Genomic DNA, 8,866 nt, shown 5'->3' with positions numbered 1-8,866 from the left:
CTTAAAAAGATAGTCCTAATTAGTTACTATCTTTTTAAGTACTCGAGAGATATTTTACAATAATGATGATTTCATGGGTTATAATAAAACCATACATAGTTTTTTTCCTAACACAAGCTTCTTACCCACTACTTCTACTTCTCCTTCTCCACAAACCGACCAAACTCCTTCATAAACCTCAGCTTAAAACTCCCCACAGGCCCATTCCGATGCTTCGCCACATGAATCTCCGTCATCTCTTTCTGCTTCGTTTCCTTATCGTAATAGTCTTCGCGGTACATAAGCATAATGACATCCGCATCTTGCTCAATTTGTCCCGTCTCTCTTAAATCAGATAATAGCGGACGCTTATCTTGTCGTGACTCTACAGAACGAGACAATTGCGACAGCGCTACTACACAAACATTTAATTCACGCGCTAATAACTTAAGCTTACGCGAAATTTCACTAATCTCCTGAAATCGATTGCCCTTATGCTTCGGATTTTTCAGCCTACCTCCTGACACTTCGCCTACGCAAGAAGCCATCCTTTTCAATAATTGCTTACTACTCATCTCTAACGAAAACAATCCCACCGCCGCTCCAGACTTCGCCGCATGTAGTCCAACATTTAGCGCAAACGCAGTCTTCCCCATAGAAGGACGCGCACCAAGGACGACAAAATCACCTTCCTGCAATCCGCACGTCATTTTATTTAACGATGTATAACCAGTCTCAATACCAGTAATCTCCTTCACATCTTGATGAAGCTCCTCATACAAATCAACTAACGCATCCTTCAAATCAAATTCACATACAGAGTCTTTCTCCTCTAACTCACAAAGCGCCGTAATCGTCTCACCGATAACTTTCTCACTCTTCTCCGCAATAAGACGCTCTCCCATCTTGTGCCCAAGAACACCAGCCTGATACATTTTCCACGCACCTCGAACAAGCCCCTCATAATATGAGAAGTTGCTAGTAGTAGGCACACCATCCATTAACCCTATAAAATACTCCATTCCCCCGATGCCCTTCAAAAAATTCGGGTCCAACCTAGAAGTGAAAGTCACAAGATCAATCGGTTGCCCCTCTCCTTCCATCTTTCGCATTAACTGAAATATAGACTTATGCACCGGCATCGAAAAATACTGCTCCGTCAAACGGCACTCCTTAATAAGCTCTCCATCAAGCAATAGAGAACCTAACACCGTCTTTTCCGCCCCCACATTTTGAATACTCATGGCCGCCACCCGCGCTCCGCTAAAAAGCGCTGCAACTCTTCCTCAGACGGCGCATTCTTCTCCCACTCCTCACACCTCGCCAAAAACTCCTCCGTCTCCCCCGTACTAACAGACGACTCCTTCTTCCGAAACTTAGCCGTATCCGCCTCAACCTCACACACTTTCGTAAATCCCTTCCCATGCCAATCGCGTAAAATCCCCTTCACATAAGCAATCGTCCGCTTATTATTCTCAAACGCAATTTGAAGAGCCTTCAGCACAAGCTCCTCTGACAAATCTTCCATCCACGCACTTAGTTCCTCCACCGCAAAAGGAGACAAACTACCGAAATGTTGCTCATAAAAAGAAAACACACGACTTCCCGTTTCTTCCTCTATAACCTCTTCTTCCGCCTCTGTCTCCTCACAAACTGGCTCAACATCATCCACAGCCAATTCACTCGGCATACCGAAATGCGCTAAAAGCATCGGAACATTCAGCTCCTCCTCTACGCACTTCTGAAGAAACATATGTACAAACTCCTTATTCTTCACACCCTTCAGCTCACGAAGCACACACTTCTCCACATTCGTATTCGTCACAGGGTTATAACGAAGCCAATTCAAAACGAATAACTCCCGTGTATCCGCATCATACAGAATCTTCCCATAATCAATGAAGCGCTGCACAAGCTTATCAACAGTCTCCCGATTATAACCCGTCTCCATCTCAGCTAACCGCTTCGGAAAAGGAAAAATCCCGCACTGCGTCGTCTTCGAACAAGTTAATAAATAAACATAAAAATACCGCTCCTCCGGCGTCAAATCCAAAACAAAATCATCCTGCCAAAAATTCACCTGCACATTACGATACACCGCCATCAAAGTTCCTCCCGTCTCCGTTCAAAAGTAAAAGCCCCTTCATAATATATATGGGAGGATGGCAGGGTTTTTGGCGTGTTATTTCAAATTTTTTTTGACTACTACTACTACGGTGTTTGTTGTTGTAGTTGTTTTTGTTATGTTTTTTCTTAGTGATTTATTACTTGGTAGGGGCTTGTAAGGGGCTTGCAAGGGACTTATAAGGGGCTAGTTATTCCATTACTTCGATTAGAAACACACGATCTGAGAAGCCACCTCGTTCTTTTGCTTTCTTTTTACGTATGTTGTTGATTTCTTCTAGTGTTGTGCCTTCGGATTAGGCTAGGGCGTTGATTAGTTCTAGTAGGTCGGATAGTTCTTCGAGTTTATGAGATTTTGTTTTTGCTTCGATGTATTCTGTTAGTTCTTCTTGTGTTTTCTTGCAGAGTTCCTCTATGTATTCATCTTCGTTTAGGATTCTTGTTGTGGGTGTTTTTCCGTTGAATTTTATGATTTGTGGAATTTTGTTTCGGATTAGTTTGTTGTAGGTTGGCATGTGGACCTCCAGTGTTTTAACTTTTTTTATTTATAACTCTCATGTCAATATTAATTGGAGGATAGTTTAACTAATTGTTAAACTATCCTTTTTGAGAAACATCAAGATTATATATATATCTTTTCTATCACTCTCTATTCTTCACTACTAAATTTTTTTCAGCATAACTAACTTATTAATTAAACCATGTAGCAGTCGGAGGAATCTATGAGTAAGAGTTTCATAATTCTATTCACTAAAATAACCTATCTTCTCATCAATAAGTAAACTTCTATCTAGATATAAATTCCAAAATTCACAAGACGTTTCTGGAATATGTGAACAATTATAACAAGCTGCACCGTTTAAGTTATCTACGCCCTGTCCTTGTTTCTTTCCTACCTCTGTACAAACTGGATCAGAACTACACCATTTCGCATTATTTTTAGCCTTATCTAAAATACGGAAAAACTCCTCTTTTAATCCCAATCGTACAAGCCCACCTAAAGTACCTTCCGAATCACCTGCAGAAATATAGATTAAAACTCCTACCTGTCCCTCATCCAAATACAGTCTCTCTCTAATTGCCGCACGATTATAACCACAAACGTTTGCAAATTCATCAATTAAATAATGGGATAGAGTGTGCAACATAATATTCCTTGGTCTAAGGATCATATCGTCCCGATGTTCTATATGCCTTACCCTTTGAAGGTATTGTTGAAAATAATCCTTTACAGCCAGAGAAGATTCCCATTCTTCAACTTTTTTCTGATTCAATTGCAAAAATATCCCTTCACCATATACCTCATTTACAGGTAGCCACTTCTCATTAACATTATCATAACTCTTGTAAAGAAAAGGATAATAACTACTGTAATCATTAGTGCTTTTATAAACTTTCCGATCGAAGCCATATAAAGCTGTTGTTTCTTTTAATTTCAATACTCTAGATAAACGTTCTAAATATGGTGTGTAATAATTCTTATCGCTTTCTTCCCCTTCTTTATAAATCCATTCAGGCTCAACTCTTAGTTCTTTTGAATGTACTACCGACGTAAGTTTTTCAAATTCTTTTTGTTTAATTACCTGACCTGGTCTTTCTAACTCCTCATCCGTATATTCATACTCTTCTCCTGCCTCTATATACATTAACGCTTCTTGGATATCCGTGTCAGTTACCTCTTCTTTCAACTCAAATCTAAGATTCGTTCTTATACACTGAATTTTTTTCTGTATACTATCTAAAAGAGAAAGGTTTGTTCGCAATAAATATTTAGATGGAGATTTAATTTTGGCTACAACTAGATCTACATTCTCCCTATAATCACCTGGTATTGCTAAAGCGCTAATTTTCTTTGCCATATAAACACTAATAGAGTTTCTTAAAATTGCAACTGGTGCCGCTGAACATTCTTCTTTTTCATCTCCACACCATGGACGTTCACCTTCACAGGTATATTTTTGAGACCCCATCTTATTTAAATTGTCTCCTAAAAAACTCGTTCTCTTCTCACCATCATTCGAAACTGTAATTCCTTGCAAACCACGACTATTTTTACATTCTTCACATTCAATTTTCCAAGAATCAAGGGTTGTTCCCCCACTCATACGAATTCTTAAATTTCCTTCACAGTTATTATTTTCATCACCATGAACCCACTTACGCCACGGGAAATCAGATAAATGACCATGCTCACAAATTACAACAAAGGGAACTTGTTTATAATATCTTTTTGTTTCACACTTCGGACATTCTAAGTACACTGAGGTTTGATCAAGCTCTAATTTTCTTAATGACTTACATGAACTACAATAGTGCCACCTAGGAAACCGCATTAAGGGTATAATTAATCCACTGTTTGGTATAATTTCCATAGCATCTCTTGAATTCTTTCTAAATTCAGGGGGCTTGTAAAATTTATCCACCTTTAAGATTGATTTTAAACGCGGCTCATTTACCACAAACTCTTCGATGTTTTTTGTTTTATTTCCATTAGAGTCCCTAAACCAAAGATCTAAAGCGCCTACAACCGCTGTTTCACCTTCAGGGCTAATCACTAATGAACCTGGTCCTTCTGTCCCAACCAATTTAGATCGTCTCATCGGTAAATATCGCATTTAATCGTCGTCCTCCCACACAAATTCTTCTTCCTCATGGTCCAGTAAAACAATAGAACCTCTACTTTCGGCGTCTACGCTTCTCAACGTATTAATTATAGGAATACTGTCAGCATATTTTTCGCCATCACTTAAACTTCCAGCTTGATACATCAAACCACGTTCTGTATCAGAAACACGCCAAGTTTCATAACGTCCTTTTAATATTCTATTTATAAAGGTTGTAAAAATATCTTTCCATATATCTAATTGGTTAGGATCAATTAATTTTATACGCTCTTGAAATCGATGGCGAAAAGTATTAAAACGTTCATCTTTTATAACTCGTTTTAACTCTTTACTTGTAGCATATTTTGCCATTTGCATATCCATTCGTTGGCGCAAAAAACCAATTAACACCGCTGTTAATCCACGTTCTAAGGAGGCTGTAGAGAAAGGTGTTAAACTTGTTGTTTCAACTTGTGCATAGAGTCTTTGATGATATTCATTGAAATGTTCAAAATGTGATTTATCACGTGAGTTTTGATTAGAATACACTGTTACAATTAACCCTGGTCTCTCGTTCGGTCGCCTTCCTACTCGACCACTTACTTGAATATATTGGGCTGTCATTTTAGGTTGTCCAATGATCCCCATTAATGATAAGCGGTCAATATCAACTCCTACTTCAATAATATTCGAAGCTAAGCATGACGTAAGAGCCTTCGTTCTCGCTTTACTATCCCTTGTAGTATAAGAAACATTTAAATCATCTATAGTTTTAGAGATTTCATTACTTTGTTTACGGGACGTTAATTCTAACGGTGCTCCTAAATACCTTCTATTAATAAATCCTTCTCTCTTAACTAATGCATCAATATACGTTGGAATATCACTATTAAATAAGTTTAATCCGGCTCCTAAATCTCTTAAACTATTATAGAAAGAAAGTAATGTCCAAAATGGATCCTTCTCATCTTCAGGAAAGCTCTCAACTTTCTGCAAAATAGATGCGTACGTCATTACTTGTGCCATCAAAATACGTACTCTGGATGTAAAAACGCCTATATACTTTCGACCCGGCATCGGCTTCCCACTCTCATCAATAGCTACTTTGGAGAAGAACGAATCATCAATATCGATACCTGGGCTCGGGAATAGCCTTGCGTTTGTTCGTCCAAATAGACATTTGGCTTGTTCTTCAAATTCTTTAATAGTTGCTGTTGCTGAAATGATTTTAGGCTTAATTGGTACCTCTCCACGATCGTCAATACATAGTTCTTCGATTAATACTTCATACAAACCCGCAAGTGTTCCCAGCGGTCCTGAAATTAAATGTAATTCGTCTTGAACAATAATTTGTGGTGGTGATACAAAGCGTTCCCCTATTTCATTCAAGCCAAACAACTTTCTAGCCTCAGGTCTCCATGTTAATTGAACAAATTTATCAATAGTCCCAATTAAAAAAGTTGGTTGTTTTTCATAAATTGTTTCATCTACAAAATAAATGGGGATTTCATCATGAAAATCACATTGGTCATCTGGACACATCACTACTAAACGTTTATTTTCATTTCTAAAACCAATTACCTTGTTCTCTTTATGCTTGGCACCTTTTCCCTTCACTTCAACTTTTCCAATTTGACATCCACACCAAGGGCATCTTGTTACCAATAAACTTTCAGAACCTTTCGATTTAACCATTGCATTTACTTGTCTCAATGCTTCTTTATTGGTATTAGGTGAAGTTTTGGATCCTACCCATATCCCAATTGAATAAGGTACACACCCAAGACTACTCTTATTTCCTCTACGTACATACTCCATTGCACAAATTAACCTAGAAGCACGTTGGAATTGGTCAGCTGTTAGCAAACGTAAAGTATATCGCATTATAATATCTACACCTACATCATTAGGGTCTAATAAGCGCCTGTAAAACATTTGAAATGCCGCAACACCTAAATACGCCTCAGTTTTCCCACCACCAGTAGGAAACCAAATTAAATCAACTGTTTCGCGATCTACTGAATCCTTTTCTACTAAAGATTGAATTGATAATAAGAAGAAGGCTATCTGAAAAGCACGCCAGCTATTATCACATGAACCTAAATCACTTATATTTTTTGTAGACTCAGCAAATTCCCTTTCAAATACTAGTTCTAATCCAGTATCTAGTTTTTCATAATGAGCTTTACGTGGGGTTTTACCATTAATTTGTTGTAATAAGATCGCTTGGTTAGCCATTTTGAATGCTTCGAGCACCTTAGGTTTTGCCAATAATTCTAGTCCTTTTTCGATCCTAGTTAAGCTAACTTTACACAATTCCAAATTAGTTTCAGCAGCTTTTTTTAATTCTCTATGCAGATCCTGTAGCTCTTCCTCTCGCCTAATAATCCACTCTTTATATCCTGTTACTAAAGGCTGCAAAATTCGAACTGCCTCATTGTAATTCTTCACATTCATTAAATCTTGCATTTTAATTTTTAATTTTACTTTTGTATCACCATTAGTTAAAATAACATCCGGAGTCATACTCTCAGTTTCATATCTTGGGATAAATGTAGAGTTAATTTCCGATATATTTTTAGAATATTGATCCCATGTCACTGAACAACCATGACCAATTGCATAATTAGATTTATTCCTGAAAAGCAACTCACTATTCCACTCGTCTTCAGTTAAATCTAAATTACGCTGAAAAACCTTAGGATAATTTAAAAAGCTTCCTAGAATAGACAGGATATTTAGATGAGATTGAAATATTGTATACTCATTTACATTATGCCTCGCGGGTGGCTCGGTTGTATTTAATATCGTGACTGTCAATAGCACATATTCTTTTTTCGTACGATACTGAATATGTAGTTTTAAGCTGATTTTTTCAATTTTATTCTTTGTGTTGTCATAAATATGTAGAGGAAACTGTTTTACACTTGTACCTTTCTCTGATTCTAATTCAGATAATTCAATCTTCCTTTCAGTAAACACAGATGTACGTAACCACCAGTATTCATCAAAATTGTATTTTTTTTGTTTATTATTATCTTCATCTTTGTGAACAATGTCTGCATAGATTTTATGCTTTTCATATATCCCACCTACAAATTTCACCGTAAAAAATTTCGTATCCCTAGATAAACAAAATGTCATACCCATACTTGAAGGCATTGAATCCTTTGATTGAATTTTAGGTACGTCATCTTCTAGACCTGATTCCTCATCTATTTTTTCTGGATTTAAATTATCTAATTGATTATAAAACTCTGCTTGTTTCTCATCGTTAATCACTTCAATTACTAACTCTTCTTCTTGAACTTCATTTGCAAGATTCATAGGATACAACATTCCTGCTGCATACCTCCGAGAAGGGGTATCTCTTTGGATTACTTCCTCCTTTAAAGCCGCCTTATTCCAATAATAGTTAGTATTTAAATCCTCAAAACTATTAAACGTTGTATTACCGATAACATTTAAAGGCTTTGTAGTATTTTGAATATCACTAGGACCTACAATTTCTTGTTCAACAGCATTAATAATAAGTTTTCGATTATGTAAAGCTCTTTCTAATTTTTCATCCAACGTTCCACACCTCAACCTTTAATTATCTTTAATGTCTCATTTTCTGGAATAGAATAAGTTTCATTAGAAATTCTTTTTATTTCTTCAATATTAAAAAAGGCTCCCTCAAATTCTTTTGATTCAAATGAATACGATCCATTTTCATTAATCATATTTTCTAAATTCCCATCTAATTCCTTCATCAAAGTACGTGAAATATGATGACCAGCTGAAATATGTGCACTACGAATTTCAGCTGCTGCATTTAATATCTCATTCTTCTTATGCTGATCAAACTTAAAGGCTGTTAATAATTCTTCTAAACATGAAGGTTTGATAGAGTGATTGCTCATCCAGTTTCTAATATTGTTCTCTTTAGCAATTGAAATCCCATAACGTACTTTTAAAATCCTCGAAACTTTCTCAATCCCCTTTCTTTTCACATTAAAATGCAACTTTTTTTTCCATTCTTCTAAGTTTTCTCGGTACTTCCCTGCATTACTGCCCATAATTTTATCTGCTTCTTCTCGGACTAAACTAGAAGCATTATGATCTCGAAATATTAATAAATCTCCGACTGATAAATCTTTTACTTTTTCTTGATATAT

The 8,866-nt window shown here is 36.6% G+C and carries 4 protein-coding genes and 2 pseudogenes; all 6 read right to left on the bottom strand.

What is annotated here, in order from left to right; all coding sequences use genetic code 11:
* Positions 1-134: 134 nt before the first annotated feature.
* Positions 135-1,223 (bottom strand): DnaB-like helicase C-terminal domain-containing protein, encoded by a 1,089-nt coding sequence (locus ACQGS6_RS18460; protein WP_426965405.1) that lies wholly within the window; start codon positions 1,221-1,223, stop codon positions 135-137.
* On the bottom strand, positions 1,220-2,083 hold the full coding sequence (locus tag ACQGS6_RS18455; protein ID WP_071732639.1) for a DnaD domain-containing protein: 864 nt from the start codon (positions 2,081-2,083) through the stop codon (positions 1,220-1,222). Before ACQGS6_RS18455 ends, ACQGS6_RS18460 begins: the two co-directional genes overlap by 4 nt.
* 211 nt (positions 2,084-2,294) lie before the next feature.
* A pseudogene (locus tag ACQGS6_RS18450) lies at positions 2,295-2,618 on the bottom strand (nucleoside triphosphate pyrophosphohydrolase).
* A 228-nt stretch (positions 2,619-2,846) separates the two neighbouring features.
* Positions 2,847-4,718, bottom strand: coding sequence for a DrmB family protein (gene drmB, locus ACQGS6_RS18445; RefSeq protein WP_426965404.1), 1,872 nt, complete (start codon positions 4,716-4,718; stop codon positions 2,847-2,849).
* A complete protein-coding gene (locus tag ACQGS6_RS18440; RefSeq protein ID WP_426965403.1) occupies positions 4,719-8,279 on the bottom strand; it encodes a helicase-related protein in 3,561 nt (1,186 codons plus the stop codon).
* Positions 8,280-8,290: 11 nt separating this feature from the next.
* Positions 8,291-8,866, bottom strand: a pseudogene (locus ACQGS6_RS18435) (hypothetical protein); the annotation flags it as partial.

Source organism: Bacillus sp. GMs2/2 (assembly GCF_050172095.1).
GTDB classification, from domain to species: domain Bacteria; phylum Bacillota; class Bacilli; order Bacillales; family Bacillaceae_G; genus Bacillus_A; species Bacillus_A cereus.
Note: the sequence above shows the minus strand (reverse complement) of the source record. Positions and strands in the feature narration are given on the sequence as shown.

Coding starts and splice junctions, on each gene's coding strand:
- ACQGS6_RS18460 (WP_426965405.1), bottom strand. CDS start 1,223: ATGAGTATTCAAAATGTGGGGGCGGAAAAGACGGTGTTAGGTTCTCTA.
- ACQGS6_RS18455 (WP_071732639.1), bottom strand. CDS start 2,083: ATGGCGGTGTATCGTAATGTGCAGGTGAATTTTTGGCAGGATGATTTT.
- drmB (WP_426965404.1), bottom strand. CDS start 4,718: ATGCGATATTTACCGATGAGACGATCTAAATTGGTTGGGACAGAAGGA.